An 18,505-nucleotide genomic window follows, 5' to 3' on the forward strand; every position below is an offset into this window, starting at 1 on the left:
CATAACACTCAATCGTATGGCTCTCAACATTCACCCATCTTAATATCCATAAGTTCGCCTGTTCTAATTAACTCTGACTATACTCAAGCCAAGTGCGACTCACCTAAGTGCTGGAGTAGAAATGGGGAAGAAATTACTCACATTATCTAGCTTTTGCTTGTTTCTATTCAGCTTCTATCCCCCAGCATTTGCGGGGCGAGAACTCCATTTAGTCGCCACTAACTATCCTCCTTTTTATGCCGATGCTTTACCTGAACAGGGCGGCGTTGCGCAAGTCGTCAAAGAAGCTTTTAAACGCAAAGGTTACACTGCCAGCCTCAAGTTTTATCCCTTCGCCCGCGCGGCTTTACTCGTTAAAACTGGCCAAGCTGATGGCATCATTGGGCTCTGGTATCGTAAAGAGCGCGAGCAATGGGCCCAATATTCTGCGCCTATCCAACCCGTACAAATTGTGTTTTATAAACGTAAAGATTCACCGCTGAGTTTCAGTCAACTTTCAGATCTTAAACCTTTCACTATCGGTATAGGTCGCGGTTACGCTAATCCACCAGAAATCTTCGCCGCGGGGCTCACCACAGAGGAAGGAAATTCGGATGAGATGAATCTCAAAAAGCTGTTTTTAAAGCGTATTGACTTAGTCTTGATTGGCCATAACTTAGCGAGGTATTTAATTAAAAAAGGACCAAGTGAATATGAGGGTGCCTTTGAGCAAGTCGGCCCACCCATAGCGACTGAGGTATTTCATTTAGGGATCTCTTTGGCTGTAGCGGATCATCCGCAGTTAGTGACGGATTTTAATCAAGGTTTAGAGAGTATGCGCCGCGATGGACGATTAGCGGCAATTTTAAGCCAATATCCTCAGATTGAAACGACTCAAGCGCCGATTAAAAAAACGCGAACTGAAATCCATCCCTAAAGTCCGTCCAGCTTTTAAAAAGCAATAACAGCACAAAAAAACAGCAAAACCCTCGTTGATATTGTGCTCAATGCTCAAAAAACACAATTTCTTTCATTTTCGTTCGCTTACCTTTACAAACTTTTACCCAACTGGCGTACGTTATTCACTAGAATAGCGCCATTAGAGCGATTACCTTTTTAAACTGCCTTTGCGCGAGATAATAATTACAATGAAAAAAACCATTATTGCCATTGCCCTGCTTGCGATTATCGCCACAGCGGTGAGTTTTAGTGATGTCCTTCAAGCGGCTAAACCCGAGAACGCGCCACATCTTATGCGTACCGTTCCTGTGGTCACGGGTGAAGTGATTGAATATCCATTAGCGCAATCTATCTCTCTTATCGGCAAACTCGCGGCTGAACGTGCAGTGATCATTGCACCGCAAGTCACAGGTAAGATTAAACAAGTCGCAGTGACCTCAAACCAAGCGGTGAAAAAAGGCCAGTTACTGATCGAACTCGATGATATGAAAGCCCAAGCCGCCGTCGCCGAGGCCAATGCTTTCCTCAATGATGAAAAACGTAAACTCAAAGAATTTGAAAAACTGATCAGCCGTAACGCCATTACCCAAACCGAGATTGACGCACAAAAAGCCAGTGTTGATATCGCCCAAGCACGCTTATCTTCCGCCCAAGCAGATTTACATTACCACTCGCTGATAGCGCCTTTTGCGGGTAATACTGGCCTGATTAATTTCAGCGAAGGCAAGATGGTCAGCATGGGCACTGAGTTGATGTCGCTAGATGATTTGTCCAGCATGCGCCTCGACTTACAAGTGCCTGAGCATTTCCTATCGCAACTGAGTATTGGCATGCAAGTATCAGCCACCAGTCGCGCTTGGCCGAATGAAATCTTTACTGGCAAAATGGTAGCTATCGATCCCCGCGTCAATGAGGAAACCTTAAACCTAAAAGTACGAGTGCTATTCGATAATCCGAAGAAACGCTTAAAACCGGGCATGATGATGTCGTCAACCATCACCTTCCCAGCGATTTCAGCACCTATGGTGCCAGTACAAGCTCTTGAGTATTCAGGAACTAAACGTTACGTATACGTAGTTAACGCCGACCACATTGCCCACCGCACAGAAGTGACACTCGGGGCACGTATCGATAACCAAGTCTTAATCGAAAGCGGTTTAAACATAGGTGACAAAGTCGTGGTACAGGGCTTAGTCAATATGCGCGATGGCCTGCAAATCAATGAAGTCACGCTCGATGATAAAGCCTCAGCCCGTGCGACAGAGCTTTCAGGTCCTAAAGCAACGGAGACGAAATAATGTGGTTATCCGATGTTTCGGTTAAACGCCCTGTCGTTGCCATCGTTTTAAGCTTACTGCTGTGTGTATTCGGCATAGTGTCATTCACTAAACTGTCGATACGGGAAATGCCCGACGTCGAAAGCCCTGTGGTCACCATCAGCACCAGTTACTCGGGTGCATCGGCGGCGATTATGGAAAGCCAGATCACTAAGACTTTAGAAGATGAGCTAACAGGGATCAGTGGTATTGACGAAATCACCTCGACCACACGTAACGGTAGCTCGCGTATCACAGTTAAATTCCTCCTCGGTTGGAACTTAACCGAAGGGGTCAGCGATGTGCGTGATGCTGTGGCCCGCGCCCAACGCAGGCTCCCAGAAGATGCAAAAGACCCCGTCGTCTCAAAAGACAACGGCTCCGGCGAACCCTCAGTCTATGTGAACTTAAGCTCGAGTGTGATGGACCGTACTCAATTAACGGACTACGCCCAGCGAGTACTCGAGGACAAATTCAGCTTAATCAGCGGCGTGAGTTCTATCAGCATTTCCGGCGGCTTGTATAAGGTCATGTACGTCAAGCTCAGACCCGAACAAATGGCAGGACGTAATGTTACCGCAACGGATATTATCAACGCCCTGCGTAAAGAGAACATCGAAACGCCCGGCGGCCAAGTGCGCAACGACACCACAGTGATGTCGGTACGTACCAAACGCTTGTACTACACGCCGAAGGATTTCGACTATCTTGTGGTGCGTACCGCCAGCGATGGCACGGCTATCTACTTAAAAGATGTCGCCGATGTGGCTGTTGGAGCACAAAACGAAAACTCGACCTTCAAAAGCGACGGCATAGTTAACATCAGTTTAGGCATTATTGCCCAGTCCGATGCCAACCCTCTGCTCGTTGCCAAAGAAGTACATAAAGAAGTTGATCGCGTACAAGACTTCCTGCCCGAAGGCACTAGCCTAGTGGTCGACTTCGACTCGACCGTATTTATCGACCGCTCAATTAACGAAGTGTATAGCACACTTTATGTCACGGGCGCCTTGGTCGTACTCGTGCTGTATATCTTCATTGGACAAGCGCGAGCAACGTTAATCCCAGCGGTGACGGTTCCAGTATCTTTGATCTCGGCATTTATCGCCGCCAACATGCTAGGTTATTCGATTAATCTACTGACATTGATGGCATTAATCCTCTCCATCGGTCTAGTGGTCGATGATGCGATTGTGGTGGTCGAGAACATTTTCCACCATATCGAAAAAGGTGAAGAGCCCTTACTCGCCGCCTATAAAGGTACTCGCGAAGTGGGCTTTGCCGTTATCGCCACTACGGCGGTACTGGTGATGGTATTCCTCCCAATTTCATTTATGGAGGGCATGGTCGGGCTACTATTTACCGAGTTCTCCGTGATGCTGGCGGTGTCAGTGCTGTTCTCCTCCTTAGTGGCACTCACACTTACGCCTGTACTGAGCAGTAAATTACTTAAAGCCAACGTCAAACCGAATCGCTTTAATCGTTGGGTCGACAGCGGCTTTGCTCGCATGGAAAGCGTTTATCGCGTCGCCGTGACTCGAGCGATTAAACTCCGTTTACTCGCGCCCTTAGTTATCCTCGCTTGTATCGGCGGCAGCGCTTGGTTAATGCAACAAGTACCGTCACAGCTTGCGCCGCAGGAAGACCGCGGCGTGTTGTTCGCCTTTATTAAAGGCGCCGAAGGCACCAGTTATAACCGTATGACAGCCAACATGGACATAGTCGAAGACAGACTCATGCCCTTGCTCGGTAAAGGTGTGCTGCGATCCTTCAGCGTACAAGCTCCCGCCTTTGGTGGCCGTGCTGGCGATCAAACTGGCTTTGTCATCATGCAGCTAGAAGATTGGGAACACCGAGATGTGACTGCGCAACAAGCCCTTGGAATTATTAGCAATGCCTTAAAGGATATCCCAGATGTAATGGTTCGCCCTATGATGCCAGGCTTTAGGGGGCAATCGAGCGAGCCCGTGCAATTTGTACTTGGTGGTTCGGACTATGCCGAACTGTTTAAGTGGGCGCAGATATTGAAAGAAGAGGCTAACGCTAGCCCTATGATGGAAGGGGCTGACTTAGACTACGCAGAAACAACGCCAGAACTCATTGTTACTGTCGATAAAGAGCGCGCCGCAGAACTGGGGATCAGTGTCGACCAAGTATCGGAAACCTTAGAAGTCATGCTGGGTGGCCGCACCGAAACGACCTTTGTTGATCGAGGCGAAGAATACGATGTGTATTTACGCGGTGATGAAAACAGTTTCAACAATGTCGGTGACCTGAGCCAAATCTACATGCGGTCAGCTAAGGGCGAATTGGTCACTCTCGATACTGTCACCCATATAGAAGAAATTGCCTCGGCACAAAGATTAAGCCACACCAATAAGCAAAAATCGATCACCCTCAAGGCTAACGTCAGTGAAGGTTACACCTTAGGTGAAGGCTTAAAGTTCCTTGACGCTAAAGCCATTGAATTATTACCTAAGGATATTTCGATTGGTTACACGGGCGAATCCAAAGACTTTAAAGAAAACCAAAGCAGTATCTTTATCGTATTTGGTTTAGCTTTACTGGTTGCCTACTTAGTATTAGCCGCACAGTTTGAGAGCTTTATCAACCCATTAGTGGTGATGTTTACTGTGCCTATGGGCGTATTCGGTGGTTTCTTAGGACTACTGATCACCAGCCAAGGGATCAACATCTACAGCCAGATAGGCATGATCATGTTAATTGGTATGGTGACTAAAAACGGTATCCTCATCGTCGAATTTGCCAACCAATTGCGCGACCGCGGCTTTGAACTCGATAAAGCCATTATCGATGCGTCATCCCGTCGTTTACGGCCAATCCTAATGACAGCCTTCACCACCTTAGTGGGCGCTGTACCGCTAATTTTCTCGACGGGTGCAGGCTCAGAAAGCCGTATCGCTGTAGGTACTGTAGTGTTCTTCGGAATGGCGTTTGCTACCTTTGTGACCTTACTGGTGATCCCCGCCATGTATCGATTAATCTCGGCAGCGACCCATTCTCCGGGTTATGTTGAAGCTAAGCTCAAAGCAGCGATTAAAGCACAAGAGTTAGCGGCACAAGAGTTAGCGGCAAAACAGCAGGAACTCGCACCTAAAGCCTAGCGCTAATAATAACTGCAGAAGATCACATAACAAAAAGCCAAGATACTCAGTGTCTTGGCTTTTCTCTCATTAACGTTTTAAACGTTTTTTGCTTTATTGGCTAAGCCTAAAAGTAAACCGAGACCAGCACCAAGCTGTTTTTGACGGCGGGTTAACATGTTACCGAGCGCGACTAGCAAGAGTCCCACGCTTGAATACCAAGTCCACTGATAATCCTCAAACACACTCGATACACTTAACGCCACCACAGGGGTAATCACCAACAGATACGCAGCGGCATTAGCGCCAATTCGCTCAACCAAGATCAAATAAGCGGTAAAGCCAATCACAGAGGCGATAACGGCTAAGTAGAACAAGCTACCAAGATAGCTGGTTGTCAGCGGTAAACTAAAGCTTAAATCTTTAAACCAAATGATGAGCAACAACGCCGCACTGCCATAGCACATGGCATACGCTGTAGAGGTAAAGGGCGACACATTATCGCGCGAGTTGCGCATACTGATCATGTTACCAATCGAGAAAAACCACGTACCTAACAGCGAAAACAATAAGCCCCACACTAAATTTTGTGACCACTGAGTCGCGAGCAAATCGGCACCAAAGAGTAAGCTAATGCCACCCAGACCGACACACACTCCTAACCAAAAATTGCGACTGGTGGGAGTACCGTAAAAAATGCGGCCATGTATCGCATTAAAAATGGGGGCAGTGGCCATAATTACTGCCGTTAAACCGCTGGCGATATAATGTGTTGCGGTATAAAACGCGATAAAGTTCAAACAAAATAGACACACGCCTTGTAACGCAAACCAAGGATGCTGCCTAAGCTTTACCGCTTGCAGCTTGTTAAAGGCAAAGCCAATGGCGAACATCAAGAGACTCGCAATCGCAAACCGATAGAAAATCGAGACTTCCGTCGCCACCTCACCGTGCTGCCACTTAATGGCAATCCACGAAAAACCCCACACAAAAATCATCAGCAAATACATCACAGCAGCCATAATGAGCCCCCTACACCTTCATAAAATGCTTAATGAGGCAAACTATACAGCGATGGCTTTCGTCCTTATGTCACCATCTTGTTGGCCATAACACGATATTGCGGTTTTAATCGCGAGCGGACGTTGAGCCACGCCCATAAGTGCGATAATTTGGAAAGACAAAATGCTTAGCCAGTGAGATCACTAGGAACCCATGGAGCCCAAATACATCAGTTTTGATAAATCCGCCAAAACCTGTATGCGTAAGCAAGCGATTACGGAGGATTTATCTTGGGCCCATTATCAAAATGCGGGCGAGCGTCTGTATTACCAAAACGATGCACAACATACGCTGAGCATGTATCTGGATGGCGGCTACGAAACCCACAGAACCGATATCAAGGCCGACTATGGAGCGCCCAGTAAATTTTGCCTTATGCCCCAAGGCTGCCAAAGCCATTGGCAACTGGGACAACCGCAGCAGTTTATGCATTTGTATTTTAGCGATGAACATCTTAAAAAATTGGCGGTGCGAGTCTTTGATAAAGATCCACGCCAAGTGCGTTTACCTGAGTTGACCTTTGTCGATAATCCGAGATAAGAGGCGCTGTTTCGGCACCAAGTTGCCGAGCTCGATTGGCAGACGAGGGATCACCATCTGATGATGGAACAAGTAACCGACACTGTGCTGGTGACTTTGCTGCAAAGCTCAGGCTTTAATTTGTCGGTGGGGCCAATTAAGGGTGGGCTCGCACCTAAAGTGGCTAAAGCGATCAAAGAGTTTATTCATTGCCATTCCCATCGACAAATTTACTTGTCTGAGTTGGCCGAGCTTGCCCAACTGAGCGAGTACCATTTTTGTCGCATGTTTAAATCCCAATTTGCGATGACGCCGCAGGAGTATTTGCTGCAAGTGCGCATTGAAAAGGTCAAACAAAGCTTGAGTCATTCAACGCAATCATTGACCGATATCGCCCTCAGTAATGGCTTTGCCAATCAAAGTCATATGGGGCGTTACTTTAAAAAACTCAGTGGCATGTCACCGGGCGAATATCAAAAATACCATAGAAGCTAACATACGCTTTGGGTTCACAATCTCGACGGCTGAACCCAACACTCTAACATCCTTGAAAACCCTATTGCCTCGATATGCTATAGTGCCCTTACTCCCCTAGCCGCTGGAAAACGCCTTGAAAAAAATCGCTTTATTTGTCGATGTACAAAACATCTATTACACCTGCCGCGAAGCCTATGGCCGCCAATTTAATTATCGTAAACTGTGGCAGCACTTAGGCTACGAGGGAGACATAGCGTTGGCCGTGGCTTATGCCATCCATAAAGGCGACGATGGGCAATTGAAATTCCAAGACGCACTAAAGCACATAGGTTTTGAGGTGAAGTTAAAACCGTTTATTCAGCGCAGCGATGGCTCAGCCAAAGGCGATTGGGACGTGGGGATCACCATAGATATTATGGAAGCGGCGAGTGAAGTGGATACAGTGATCTTATTGTCTGGTGATGGCGATTTCGATTTATTGCTGCAAAAAATCCATCAAAAATATGGCGTTGAAACCCAAGTGTATGGCGTCCCTACCCTGACGGCTAAATCCTTAAGGGATGCAGCCTCTCAATTTCATCCCATAGATGAGGCGTTATTGCTCTAGTCACTAGACAAAAAATGCGCCTATCCATCACGCTACCGTATCTGACTCATTCACTCTTTCGCCCCTCAATGTAGAGACGCTATGTTGAGCTTCTACTTTAAAGATGAAGCAAATCACTGATAGGTAATGTCCGTATACATAGGGGCGAGACGTTTTAGAAAGGCATTACGGGTCGATAGCGGAATATGTTGCTCTTTCATCGATTCAATCAAATGACCGACTAAGGCATCAAAATCCGCTTGAGTAATATTCAATCCTCTATGACTGTGCTGCATACTTTCACCGTGATACACGCAGCCGCCATCGGCAACCAGACAAAAATGTTCAATGGCACGCTCACGAAATAACGCAATATCTGTCTCTTGAAAGTGATGCACTATGCGTGGATCTGTGGCAATACGTGCCAGCAAACCATCGACTATCGCCGATACGCCTGCGTTACCTCCTAAATCTTGGTATAAGGTTTGATGGCTTGCGGTTTGATGACTAGAGTGAGTTTGTGATGCAGAGGTTTCGGTCGTTTGCACCCCACAGCCAGTGAAAAAAAACACTACGACGAAAGGTATTAACTTCACCCGTAAACGCCTCATAACGCCCCCTCCACCGATAGGTACCAACCCCGCTGCTCTTCAAACCCTGCAATACTGCCCAAATTCGCATAGGCCGTCACCACGGAAAGATGCTTATTGATAAACCACGCTAAAAACACATCTTGCCAATCATCCTCACGGGCAAAAGCTAACTCATTGGGTTTCTGGCGATATTCGATACCCAGTGCCACATTATCCGTCAGCAATACCGCGGCAGAGGCTTCGAGCACAAACTGGTAATCATGATTGGCTTGAGTACCAAAACCCAATAAACCCGTTTGATTCGCCTTGGTCGCGCGCACGGTCCCATTGAGTAATACATTTCGTCCCGCTATCGCATCAAAAAATACTTTGCTGGCAGCAACATACACATCTAAACCCCAATCATCCCGCGCCCCAACCGCCTGAGGAATCGTAAAGTCATCGACTCTTTTATACTGGGCACCTAAGGTAATTTGCGGCATAGCCGTATAAAGCAGCTCTCCGGCAAGCTTGTATTTTACGCCGAATATATCTTGGCCTAACTCGCCGCCCATAGTATCTAAATCAAAAGTTTGCCGCGCAACGCTCAGCTCGAATCGATTATCAAAACTCAAAGAAGCACCGATCACTTTCAGCGTAAAATCATCGACATAGACACCCGTCGCCATCGCCGTTGCCGACCATTCACCGCTACTACCATAACCGTTGATCACAGCCCATGGCACTATGCCACCGCCAGCACTGCCTTCAATCATCGTCCCGCCGCCAGTCGCAACCACACGGCTACCTTCAGCAAACGTAGGAACAGTGCCCAATAGTAAAAATAGGCAAAACAAAGCCTTAACATAATTCCAAGTTAATGAATTCAACTTCAATGCATTTATGGAAATGTTCACTTGATGCTCCGCTCTAATTCTGTCGACGATGAATCGTTAGTCTAGCGTCTTTGCATATTGACTTGAGTAAACGCGCTTATGCATCAGCGGTATTTGGATGGTTAAACGCCTCGAACCACAGATCAAATTCAGCCGTTTTTAAGGGTTTCGAAAACACATAACCTTGAATGATATCGCAATCAAGATTACGCAATATCTCAACACCTTCTTGTTCTTCAACGCCTTCGGCTACTACGGTAAAACCTAAGCCGTGGATCAATTTAATACTCGTATCGACTATCATCACATCTTGGCTATCCGTGAGCATGTCTTTGATAAAGCTGCGATCAATTTTCACCTCATTAACGGGTAAAATTTTCAAATAGGCTAATGATGAATGACCTGTGCCAAAATCATCAATGGCAACAGACACACCCATGTCACGGAATCGCTGTAATACACTCACCACAGTCTGTGCATCTTTCATCACGGCGCCTTCAGTGACTTCGATACAGAGTGCACCGCTTGGCAGATTATTATCTTTCAGTAAAATGGCGATTTGATTCGGTAAGCGAGTATCGACTAAATCATGGGCCGACAGGTTAATAGCCAGTTTTAGCACTATACCCCGCCGCTGCCATGTCACTAATTGCTGAATTGCCTGCTTCAATACCCACTGGCTAACAATATCAATGTTGCCTGAATTTTCAGCCAGTTGGATAAATTCATCGGGAGGAATAAACCCTAGCGTAGGATGTTGCCAGCGGATCAATGCCTCGGCGCCAGTGCACTGGTTTAGGCGTAAATCCACTTTAGGTTGGAACACTAAATACAATTGGTTTTGCGCCAAACCTATAGGCAAATCACGGATAATCGTCAGCTCACGCTGATACTTTTCATCGGCGCCTTGACGATAACTGACAATACGTTGCTCTTCGAGACAGGCTTGATTGAGGGCAATTTCGGCGCGGCGCACTAACACATCGATATCAGCACCATTACCATCGATTTCGAGTAATCCCGCCCGCACGGTAAGAGAAATATTTGAGCCTTGGATTGGAAAGGGTGACTCCAACATATCCAATGATTTCAGCAAGTGCTCGGGGCGAATCCCTTGACTGTAAAGGAGTAAAAATGAGTCACCATCTAAACGCGCCAGTAAATCCGGTGTCGGTGCTAATTGCTCTAGGCGACGAGCAAAAAGCAGTAACAAAGTATCGGCGTTGGCAAAACCAATAATATCGTTGATATGGCGGAAATGTTTAATATCTAACAACACCATAGCACCGGATAATTTATCGTTAAGATCCGCCAAATGCTGTTTTGCGGCAAAACGATTGAGTAAACCTGTCAAGCTATCGTGGCGAGATTGGTAGACTAAATCCTTTTCCCGCGCTTCAATATCATCGCGCATTAAGGATAAACTCTTAGCCAACACCCTCAGCTCTGCTGGCGCACCTTGAATATTGGCAGGCTGCTTACCTTGACCGATTTTACGGGCATAATTCACAAGTTGATGCACGGGTTCAGTCAAACTGCCCGACAACCAAATCGCAATCGCAATCGCCAGTGCTAAGGTCAAAGCAAAAATCAGCAGCATATTATTGCGTAGTTGCTGATAACTTTGCTGCCACTTAAGGTTTGATTGATGTAGTAGCGCTAATTGGCTGCCGTTGTGATCATAAAGTTTGATGCCCATAGACAGATGATCTACGGGAATACTTTCACTAGGCATTTTCAGCAAGCTAGGCAATAAGCTCGCCTGCTCAATTACGCTTAACTTTTCATTATCTGATAAGGTTGAAGCGATTTCAGTGCGGCCCGTTGCCTGATTGACAAAACTCACATCGATGCCCGTAATGGCTTTAGCTTGTTGGGCGACCTTCTCATCTAATAGAAACCCCATGCCAACCCAAGCGATTAAGGTCGGCGCCTTCACCGGCTGCAGCACAAACTGATAGCTAGCATGATCAAAATTAAGGATAGCTAAAGCATTATGATTGCTGGTGGTCATATTAAATAAGGATTGAATATCATCCTGAGTGAGTCCGGGCAAACTCGAGGTCAAGAGCTCCCCTTTAGGTGATAGCAATACAGCGGCGTCGGCACCAATACGAGAGCCGTGATTAGATAACACTGACTCAATGGTTTCTTGCTCACCAGTTGCAATCGCGCGCTTAAAACCAAAATCAGCACTGAGTACGGACAAACTTTGACTGAGCTGAATACCGCGATTCGATAACACTTCGAGAAACACATTCGCGCCAATATCGAGGCTTTTCTGTTGCTGTAAAAAGTTATCTTTTTCGGTCGCTGTCAACACGGAAAATGCCGTGGCAAATTGCACTAACGTCAGCACAATAAAGAAAACTAAAATCAGCCGAGCGCGAAAACTATTTAGCATGTAATGGCTTACCTTCAGAATCGTAGTGACCAAATCCCGACGGCGGCGACGACGGTTTAGCTTGACGCTCAATGTCTAAGGACAGACTGAGTTGATTAGGACCATTAACTATCAGTAAATCCGTTGGCTCTGATGCCGCCTTCTGCCATGGATGCCAGCGCTTAACTTTATATTGACCGGCGATAAGTCCCTTAAACTGGATCTCACCTTTTTCGTCCGTCACCGCGACAATAGGGCTATCCGCCACATAGATAAATGCTTGCATATAATCGTGAATATTACAGCCAAGCGCGACCAAACCGGGTTTATCGAACTGAATCGGCGCTTCGGCTTGACCCACATACAATTTAAGTTCGAAAGGTTTAGCTTCTGAAAAAGAATACACATGGTGGCGAGTACGATCTAAGTTGGGGAAATCCACCTTTGCACCTTTAGGCACCGCCAGCACAAAGGGAATAAAGGTTCGATTTTTTTGCGACATTTCATAATGCTCGACAGGTATCGCATTATCGGGCATCACTACAGGGATCAGCTCCACAACAGTATCGGCAATGGCCTGTTGTTGCAGATCTACTACATTAATATTGAGTTCAGCAGCCATGACTTGAGGCGTGAAATAGATCAAAACGCAAAGTACTAACGCATATAAAACGCGATATAGGATCATCCGTTACCTCGGGCATAGTGATGCAAGGTCAACAAGTACCTTAGCTGAGTTCTGCGTAAAAAAACGATCTAGATTCATCTAGCATTGTACATTACTAATGTATTGAATAATCATCAAATTATATAGAAAAGTCGTAAAACAGTAACCATTCTAATCATACTGTGATAATGACGCGCTCAAGTGGCAATAAGTTATAAGCTAACAGAATGGTCTGGTAATAGTTATTCATTGTTTCTTATTGATGATCCAGAAAATACCAACGATATTCCTCATTTCTGGTTTTAGTTTTAATCTGGCGAGCAATACCATCACTAAACATCAATTGACCTAATGTTAATTAACCCCAGCTAAAGATAGTCAAATCTAATCGCTCTCGCCGTGAATAAACAAAAAAGGCCTACTCAAAGTAGACCTTTCATGTGTTTTCAACTAGAAAACAAGCTTAACCGACGGTTATCTCTTTATGCTCATCGGCTTTTTTACCGCCTCTCTTTGCTAAGGCATAGTAAAACAGCGGCGTTAGGATAAGACCAAATACAGTCACCCCTATCATACCGGCGAATACTGCCCCCCCCATGGCTTGGCGCATCTCAGCGCCCGCGCCAGTGGAGAACACCATAGGCACCACTCCCATGATAAAGGCGATAGATGTCATCAAGATAGGACGTAAACGTAATCTTGCTGCCTCTAATATCGCCTCCATAGGTGCCATACCATGGTCTTGTTTCTCTTTGGCAAACTCAACAATCAAGATAGCGTTCTTAGTCGCCAGCCCCACCAGCACTATCAGGCCAATTTGGGTAAAGATATTATTATCGCCACCGTAAATCAGCACACCACTAAGCGCCGAGAGTAAGGTCATTGGAATGATTAAGATAATCGCCAATGGCAAGCTTAAGCTCTCGTACTGGGCGGCTAGCACCATAAACACTAAGATGATCACCAGCGGGAAAACCAAAAGACCCGTATTGCCCGCGAGAATTTGCTGATAGGTCAGCTCGGTCCACTCATAAGTCATACCATTAGGTAAGGTTTCAGCCAAAATTTTCTCAATCGCCGCCTGCGCTTGGCCTGTACTCACACCTGCAGCTGGACCACCGTTGATTTCAGCGGTCGTGAAACCGTTATAGTGCATCACTCTGTCTGGGCCTGAACTTTGGCTGACGTTGATGAACGAACCTAGCGGGATCATGTCACCATTCAGATTCGGCACCTTTAGCTGACTAATCTGCTGCGGACTTTGACGGAACGCCTCGTCGGCTTGCATATTCACCTGATAGGTTCGACCGAAACGATTGAAGTCGTTGACATAGGTCGAGCCCATATAGGTTTGTAATGTCTGGAAGATTTGATCGAGCGACACTGCCTGCTGTTTCGCTTTAGTCCGATCGATATCCAGTTCAAGTTGCGGTACGTTCACCTGATAGCTAGAGAAAATCCCGGCTAACTGAGGATCGGCCCACGCCTTGTACATCACTTGTTGGGTCACCTGATACAAGGCCTCATAACCAAGGTTGGCTCTGTCTTGAATTTGCAGACGGAACCCTCCTATAGTGCCGAGGCCTTGCACAGGTGGCGGCGGGAAGATGGCAATAAACGCGTCTTGAATAGCAGCAAATTGCTGATTCAATTGTCCGGCAATGGCATTCGCCGACAGTTCAGGACTGGTACGCGAGTCAAAATCATCGAGCGCAACAAACACCACGCCTGAGTTAGGACTATTGGTAAAACCGTTGATGCTAAGGCCTGGGAAGGCAATCGAGTGCGCGACTCCGGGGTGATTTAGCGCAATCTCGGACATCTTCTTGATCACACTATCCGTACGTTCAAGGGATGCCGCATCGGGCAACTGAGCAAAGGCCACTAAATACTGTTTATCTTGGCCGGGCACATAACCCGTTGGTGTATTGGCAAATTGCACACCCGTTAACGCCACCATGCCTAAATACACTAGACCGATAATGCCGCCAAAACGGATAACCTTACGCACTAACCAGCCATAACCATCGGATGCACGGTTAAATAAGCGATTAAAAGGCACAAATAACCAAGCACCAAACAACTTATCCATTAGACGCGTTAAGCCGTCCTTAGGTGCATCATGGCTCTTGAGTAACAACGCCGATAATGCCGGACTCAAAGTGAGTGAGTTAATCGCCGAGATAAAGGTCGAGATAGTAATAGTCAAGGCAAACTGTTTATAGAACTGCCCGGTTAAACCGCTCATAAAGGCCGTTGGAATAAACACCGCCGCCAGCACTAAGGTAGTTGCCACAATCGGGCCAGTCACTTCCTTCATCGCCTTTTGTGTTGCCGCAACTGGGCTTAATCCTGCGGCAATATTACGCTCGACGTTTTCGACCACGACGATGGCATCGTCAACCACGATACCGATGGCGAGCACCAGCCCGAATAGCGACAGGGCGTTTAACGAGAACCCGAGCAGATGCATAAAGGCAAAGGTACCGACCAAAGACACAGGCACGGCCACCAGCGGAATAATCGATGCGCGCCAAGTTTGCAGGAATAGCACCACCACTAACACCACCAGCAACACGGCTTCGAGCAAGGTTTTTACCACAGCTTCAATCGAGCCACGCACGAACACTGTTGGGTCGTAAACGATTTCGTACTCGAGTCCTTCTGGGAAGGATTTCGATAACTCCGCCATTTTGGCGCGCACATCGTCGGAAATCTGAATCGCATTCGAGCCCGATGCTTGGAATACAGGAATCGCCACCGCATCCTTATTATCCAGCAGTGAGCGCAGCGCATAACTCGTTGCCCCGAGTTCCACCCGCGCGACATCCTTAAGGCGGATCACCTCAGCATTCTGACCAACTTTGATGATGATATCTTCAAATTCAGACAGTTCAGTTAAACGGCCTTTCACGTTGATCAAGAGTTGAAAGTCGGCATTGCCACTGGGCTGGGCACCTAAACTGCCCGCTGCGGCTTGCTGATTTTGCTCTCGCACGGCGGCAATAATGTCCGCGGGTGATAAACCCAGCGCCGAGACTTTATTGGGGTCGAGCCAAATCCGCAGGCTATATTCGCCGGCGCCAAACAAGCGTACCGCGCCCACACCGTTAATCCGCGCTAACTCGTCTTTGACGTTCAGCGCCGCATAGTTAGACAAATACAGCATGTCGTAACGGTTATCCGGGGAGAGTAAATGCACCACCATGGTGAGATCCGGCGATGATTTTTCGGTGACTATCCCTAGGCGTTGTACTTCCTGCGGCAGACGCGGCATAGCCCTATCCACTCGGCTCTGCACTTGGGTTTGTGCCCTGTCCACATCCGTGCCAATGGCAAAGGTGATGGTCAAGGTCATGCGTCCATCGGACGTCGCCTGGGATGACATATACAACATGTCTTCAACGCCGTTGATTTCCTGCTCCAGCGGCGAAGCCACGGTTTCGGCAATCACTTTTGGGTTCGCGCCTGGGTAGTTAGCGGTCACGACCACAGTCGGCGGTACAACTTCAGGATATTCGGTAATAGGCAACTGCCAAACGGCAATCGCCCCAGTGATGAAAAACAGCAGTGACAATACGGCTGCAAATATCGGTCTTTTAATGAAAAACTGCGACAACATAATGTGTTATTCCTTAACCGCGGCTCGCCGTTTCAACCGCTTGCGCCGTCAAATGATCTTGGTTTTTATCGAGCATTAACTGAGCTTGGCGCAATGCTTCTAGCTTGTCGCTGTCGACCATGTCCACTATGTTTGGCTCAATTTGCATCTTAGGGCGTACGCGCTGCATACCGTTGACCACGATCTTATCTTCGGCTTCTAAACCTTGGGTCACTATGCGAAGTCCTTGCACTTTCTCACCTAAGGTCACGCCGCGATATTCGACCGTGCCATCATGAGCGACGACCAGCACAAACTTATTATTCAGATCTGTGCCAACGGCTTTATCGTCTATCAAGATACTTTCATAGGCGCCGCTACCTGCGGTGCGAAGCCTGGCAAACAATCCTGGCAATAAGCTATTGTCTTCATTGTCAAAAGTGGCCCTCACTCGAATAGTACCCGTCTGCTTATCCATGGCATTATCGACAAAGTCGACCATACCAACACGTTGATAATCACGCTCATTGGCTAAGGCCATATACACAGGATTATCGCCAGCGCGGGGATCATTACGTTTTTTCTCTGCGGTTAACTTCACGTATTTAAGGTAGGTTTGCTCATCCACATCGAAATAGGCATACATGCTAGCGGTAGAGACTAAGCTGGTCAGCACACTCTGCCCTGCCGTCACATAGTTACCCGCGGTGACATTGGCGTAGGACACGCGGCCATCAATCGGCGCCCGCACTTGGGTATAATCCAAATCGAGTTCGGCCCGTAGCAATGCCGCTTTAACCGAAGCCACAGCCGCAGTCGTTTGGCGTTTATTCGACTCACGGGTGTCGAGTAATTCTGCCGAGACGGCTTTTTGGGCAAATAACTTACGGGCACGTTCTAGGTCGTTAGTGGCCAGTTGCTCGGCAGAGAGTGCGCTAGCAAGATCTGCTTTTAACCGGGCCACTTCCGCTGCAAACACGCTGGGATCAATACGGAATAACACCTCGCCTTTTTTCACTAAGGCGCCTTCTTTAAAATTTACTGAGTCGATATAACCCGACACCCGCGGGATAAGGGTGACACTTTCTGGCGCCTGTAAACGACCGGTAAACTCATCCCATTCGGTGACTCGCTCATGTAATACCTGAGCGACATCCACCTTAGGCGCACTCGGTGCAGGTCCCTGCTGCGCTGTTTGCTCACCACAAGCTGAAAGGACGAAAGCAGCCACAGCCGTTAACATCATTATTCGTAAAGGTTTGTTACTCATCATATTACTATCCTCAAAGTGGCGGGCATTTCACGCTGTTCGAACCACACACATGCAGTTGTGTTACAAACCAATTAAATACCGACTGGTAAAAAATATTCTGTACTGGACGGTAATATATAGCGTAAAATGATGCTGTCAACAAATTTATGTACCGAACGGTATTTAATTAGAAGTGTGCACTTACCCTAGGCATACAATGCGTCCAGAGGCAAAAGGCTACGAGTTTGAACTGCAAAGCATTTTGATGAATATTGAAGCAGACACTGACTAACGCAGATACCATGCTGAACTTAGGTGACACCTTGAATGACTAAGTAGACATATCCCCCTAAGTCCGTCATAGGTGGCAAGTGTGGCTGGACAGGGACTAAACCCATGTCTATCCTAGGGGCAATTGAGAATTGAGGAGCCTAATGATGTCAACCGTCACCCAGACGCCCTGTGTTGGTCGCCCACGAGCTTTTGACACTGACGATGCATTAGCAAAAGCCTTAGAAGTCTTCTGGCTCAAAGGTTTTGAAGGTACATCGTTAACCGATCTCACCCAAGCTATGGGCATTAATAAACCTAGCCTTTATGCCGCTTTCGGTAATAAAGAACAGTTATTTCTCAAAGCGATAGAATTATATGAACAGCGCCCCTGTGCGTTTTTCTACCCGGCACTGGAACAAAAAACCGCCTATCAGGTTATCGAGTCAATGCTACTCGGTGCGGCAAGCTCTTTGGTGGATAAAAGCCATCCACAGGGATGTTTGATTGTTCAAGGGGCACTAACCTGCAGTGAAGCAGGGCAAGCGATTAAAGACACTTTGATTAATCGTCGCCGCGACGGTGAAATAGCCCTGTGCGAACGACTGCAACGCGCCAAAGATGAAGGTGATTTGCCCGCTGACGCCGATCCCCTGCTGCTTGCCCGTTATATAGGCACTGTATTGCAAGGTATGGCCGTACAAGCGACCAGTGGAATTTGCCCGAATGAACTGCGCAAAGTGGCCGAACTAGTGCTGGCTAACTTTCCGCGTAATAATTAATCCTGATTCACTAATCCTGATCCACAAAAACTAAACCCCAGTAGAGTACTCACTTAACTGGGGTTTTATTTATGCTTTG

The 18,505-nt window shown here is 47.2% G+C and carries 12 protein-coding genes and 1 pseudogene; 6 read left to right on the plus strand and 7 right to left on the minus strand.

Annotation, left to right across the window (positions count from 1 at the left end):
• The first annotated feature begins 121 nt into the window (after positions 1 to 121).
• From ACHA99_RS13700 to ACHA99_RS13710, 3 genes are all read left to right on the plus strand, one after another.
• Positions 122 to 916 carry a substrate-binding periplasmic protein gene (locus ACHA99_RS13700; RefSeq protein ID WP_393943299.1) on the plus strand — a complete coding sequence of 265 codons (795 nt, stop codon included), beginning with the start codon at positions 122 to 124 and terminating at the stop codon, positions 914 to 916.
• A 211-nt stretch (positions 917 to 1,127) separates the two neighbouring features.
• Positions 1,128 to 2,237 carry an efflux RND transporter periplasmic adaptor subunit gene (locus tag ACHA99_RS13705; protein ID WP_393943301.1) on the plus strand — a complete coding sequence of 370 codons (1,110 nt, stop codon included), beginning with the start codon at positions 1,128 to 1,130 and terminating at the stop codon, positions 2,235 to 2,237.
• Positions 2,237 to 5,380, plus strand: coding sequence for a multidrug efflux RND transporter permease subunit (locus ACHA99_RS13710; protein ID WP_393943303.1), 3,144 nt, complete (start codon positions 2,237 to 2,239; stop codon positions 5,378 to 5,380). The genes ACHA99_RS13705 and ACHA99_RS13710 overlap by 1 nt, the downstream gene beginning before the upstream one ends.
• Before the next feature lie 77 nt (positions 5,381 to 5,457).
• Here the strand turns inward: ACHA99_RS13710 and ACHA99_RS13715 are convergent, their stop codons facing one another.
• Entirely contained in the window at positions 5,458 to 6,381 is a 924-nt protein-coding gene (locus tag ACHA99_RS13715) for a DMT family transporter (protein ID WP_393943305.1), read from the minus strand.
• Between the two features lie 193 nt (positions 6,382 to 6,574).
• Here ACHA99_RS13715 and ACHA99_RS13720 point away from each other — a divergent pair.
• Both ACHA99_RS13720 and ACHA99_RS13725 read left to right on the plus strand, forming a co-directional pair.
• Positions 6,575 to 7,435: pseudogene (locus ACHA99_RS13720) on the plus strand (helix-turn-helix transcriptional regulator).
• Between the two features lie 115 nt (positions 7,436 to 7,550).
• Complete coding sequence (locus ACHA99_RS13725) at positions 7,551 to 8,024, plus strand: NYN domain-containing protein (protein ID WP_006082658.1); 474 nt, start codon at positions 7,551 to 7,553, stop codon at positions 8,022 to 8,024.
• Between the two features lie 113 nt (positions 8,025 to 8,137).
• Here ACHA99_RS13725 and ACHA99_RS13730 read toward each other — a convergent pair whose 3' ends face one another.
• The 6 genes from ACHA99_RS13730 to ACHA99_RS13755 form a co-directional block, all read right to left on the minus strand.
• Entirely contained in the window at positions 8,138 to 8,614 is a 477-nt protein-coding gene (locus tag ACHA99_RS13730; protein ID WP_393943308.1) for a group 1 truncated hemoglobin, read from the minus strand.
• Positions 8,611 to 9,492, minus strand: coding sequence for a DUF3034 family protein (locus ACHA99_RS13735; protein WP_393943310.1), 882 nt, complete (start codon positions 9,490 to 9,492; stop codon positions 8,611 to 8,613). The genes ACHA99_RS13730 and ACHA99_RS13735 overlap by 4 nt, the downstream gene beginning before the upstream one ends.
• Before the next feature lie 76 nt (positions 9,493 to 9,568).
• Entirely contained in the window at positions 9,569 to 11,875 is a 2,307-nt protein-coding gene (locus tag ACHA99_RS13740) for a GGDEF domain-containing phosphodiesterase (RefSeq protein ID WP_287481225.1), read from the minus strand.
• The gene (locus ACHA99_RS13745; RefSeq protein ID WP_393943312.1) at positions 11,865 to 12,542 is read right to left on the minus strand and encodes a methylamine utilization protein; all 678 of its coding nucleotides are present in this window, start codon (positions 12,540 to 12,542) and stop codon (positions 11,865 to 11,867) included. The genes ACHA99_RS13740 and ACHA99_RS13745 overlap by 11 nt, the downstream gene beginning before the upstream one ends.
• 442 nt (positions 12,543 to 12,984) lie before the next feature.
• On the minus strand, positions 12,985 to 16,143 hold the full coding sequence (locus ACHA99_RS13750; protein WP_393943314.1) for an efflux RND transporter permease subunit: 3,159 nt from the start codon (positions 16,141 to 16,143) through the stop codon (positions 12,985 to 12,987).
• 13 nt (positions 16,144 to 16,156) lie between these two features.
• Entirely contained in the window at positions 16,157 to 17,395 is a 1,239-nt protein-coding gene (locus ACHA99_RS13755; RefSeq protein WP_393943316.1) for an efflux RND transporter periplasmic adaptor subunit, read from the minus strand.
• Positions 17,396 to 17,808: 413 nt separating this feature from the next.
• On the opposite strand from ACHA99_RS13755, the gene ACHA99_RS13760 reads away from it, so the two are divergent.
• Entirely contained in the window at positions 17,809 to 18,426 is a 618-nt protein-coding gene (locus ACHA99_RS13760) for a TetR/AcrR family transcriptional regulator (protein ID WP_198572928.1), read from the plus strand.
• The last annotated feature ends 79 nt before the right edge of the window (positions 18,427 to 18,505 follow it).

The sequence above is a fragment of the Shewanella sp. S23-S33 genome (genome assembly GCF_043359565.1).
Lineage (GTDB): Bacteria > Pseudomonadota > Gammaproteobacteria > Enterobacterales > Shewanellaceae > Shewanella > Shewanella oncorhynchi.